Here is a 2,095-nt window from a genome sequence, read left to right as displayed (position 1 = left end):
ACGCCATGGATGGTGACCGGGAGCGGTTTCTCGAGGCAGGCATGAATGACTGCCTGGCCAAGCCGGTACAGAAAGACGACCTGGAGCGGATGCTCAGGAAACATTGCTCATAACGCCTCCTGAACTGTTTTCTGTGCCGGTGGCTTTCAGGAACAGGGCTGCAGGACCAACCCTTTACATGCTGCTGGTTTTCTTCCATCTTCCGGCCGGCATCGGCAACCCGGCAAGTCACTGACCCGGCGCAGCTGTTTCATCTGTCCATGCCGGACAAGGGTCAGCATAAACCAGTTTTTCACCAGCCACAGGAGTACACCATGAAGAGTTCAGCTGTATTGATCAACAAAGATGACAATGTGGCCACTGCCACAAAGGACCTGGACGTCGGGGAAAAGGTATTGGTCCAGGACGATGATTCAACATTTGAGATTCAAGTCAAAGAACCGGTTACCTTCGGGCACAAGTTCGCCCTTTCCGACATAAGCCAGGGCGGACAAATCATCAAGTACGGGGAAGTAATCGGGGTGGCCACCAGAGACATATCCAGGTTCGGACATGTCCACGTGCACAATGTAGACAGCATCCGCGGAACTTTTACAGACAGAAAGGAAGGTTAGCTATGAATATCTGGGGATACATGCGTCCAGACAGTCAGGTGGGAATCAGAAACATGGTGGCGGTCATCCCTACAGTGGTCTGTGCCTCGGAAACCGCCAAACATATCGCCGAGAGGACCCGGAACACCATTTATCTTCCCAACCAGCACGGGTGCTGCCAGCTTGGCAATGACATGCAGCTTACCACCCAGACCCTTATAAATCTCGGCAAAAATCCAAATATCGCCGCTGTCCTGGTGGTGGGCCTGGGCTGCGAAGGCGTTCCCATTAAAAAGGTCGCTGATGAAATCGCTGCCGGTTCCCGAAAAAGGGTTGAGCACCTGATCATCCAGGAGCAGGGCGGCACCCTCAAGACCGAAGAAAAGGGTCTGCGCCTGGTCAGGGACATGATCCAAGAGACCCAGTCCCAGCACCGGGAACAGACAGACCTGTCCAGAATAATCCTGGCCCTGGAATGCGGAGGCTCGGACGCCACTTCCGGGCTGGTGTCCAATCCCGTGACCGGATATGTATCGGACAAGCTCATCAGCCTGGGAGGGACCACCATTTTTTCCGAAACCACCGAGATCATCGGTGCTGAGCACATTTTTTCCCGGCGCGCCAAATCAGATGAGGTAAAGAAAAAACTCCTTGATACCGTGGCCGGCTGTGAGCAGAAAGCCCGGGACCTGGGCTTTGACATGCGCGGCGGCCAGCCCACCCCGGGAAATATTCAAGGCGGGCTGACCACCATTGAGGAAAAATCCCTTGGCTGCATATACAAGGGAGGCAAAAAGCAGCCTCTAAACGGAGTCCTGGACTATGCTCAGATACCCGTGGAAAAAGGACTGCATTTCATGGACACCCCTGGCCAGGACATAGAGTCCATTACCGGCATGCTGGCCGGCGGAGCCCAGGTGGTCATCTTCACCACCGGCAGGGGCACCCCTACAGGATCACCCATCGCCCCTGTCATCAAGATAACCGGCAATAAAACAACCTATGAAAACATGAAGGACAATATTGAGTTTGATGCCAGCCCTGTGATCGACGGCCGGGAATCCATCGCCCAGGCCGGTGAAAGGCTTTTTCAGGAACTTATAGAGGTCATAAACGGCAAACAGACCAAGGCCGAAGCCCTGGGACACAGGGAATTCGGAATGTACAAGCTGCACAGCACCTTCTAATTCCAGAATGCACAGGAGCAGACCAAGAGTGTAAAAACATTTACCAGATGCACCTGCAAATAAGGTCAGGATAACCATTCGTCTTGATACCGTATGAACAAACCCGCAGCGGACTGCAGCCAGTGACAATACATGCTACAAGCCGCCAGCAGATAAACTTTCGAATCAAAACCGGGAGGCTGGAACAATATGGATAAATCACGTCTCGTATATTTTGAAGAGGATGACGTACTTCATCTTATTGTATCTGATGACGAAGAGGCCGGCAGCGTGGAGGTCACTCCAAACATAACGGCGGAGCTTAACAACAGAGGT

Annotated in this window: 2 protein-coding genes; both read left to right on the top strand. The window is 53.0% G+C overall.

All coding sequences use genetic code 11. The features are described 5' to 3' along the window. Positions 1-314: 314 nt before the first annotated feature. Entirely contained in the window at positions 315-614 is a 300-nt protein-coding gene (locus D5S03_RS07005) for a UxaA family hydrolase (protein WP_008871758.1), read from the top strand. A gap of 2 nt (positions 615-616) precedes the next feature. Further along, positions 617-1,780 (top strand): UxaA family hydrolase, encoded by a 1,164-nt coding sequence (locus D5S03_RS07000; protein WP_287043176.1) that lies wholly within the window; start codon positions 617-619, stop codon positions 1,778-1,780. The last annotated feature ends 315 nt before the right edge of the window (positions 1,781-2,095 follow it).

Origin of the sequence: Desulfonatronospira sp. MSAO_Bac3 (assembly GCF_003838035.1) — a bacterium.
In the GTDB taxonomy this organism is placed as follows: Bacteria; Desulfobacterota; Desulfovibrionia; order Desulfovibrionales; family Desulfonatronovibrionaceae; genus Desulfonatronospira; species Desulfonatronospira thiodismutans.
Note: the sequence above shows the minus strand (reverse complement) of the source record. Positions and strands in the feature narration are given on the sequence as shown.

What these genes read in the sequence shown, in the direction of transcription:
- D5S03_RS07005 (WP_008871758.1), top strand. Translation starts at nt 315, where the DNA reads ATGAAGAGTTCAGCTGTATTGATCAACAAAGATGACAATGTGGCCACT.
- D5S03_RS07000 (WP_287043176.1), top strand. Translation starts at nt 617, where the DNA reads ATGAATATCTGGGGATACATGCGTCCAGACAGTCAGGTGGGAATCAGA.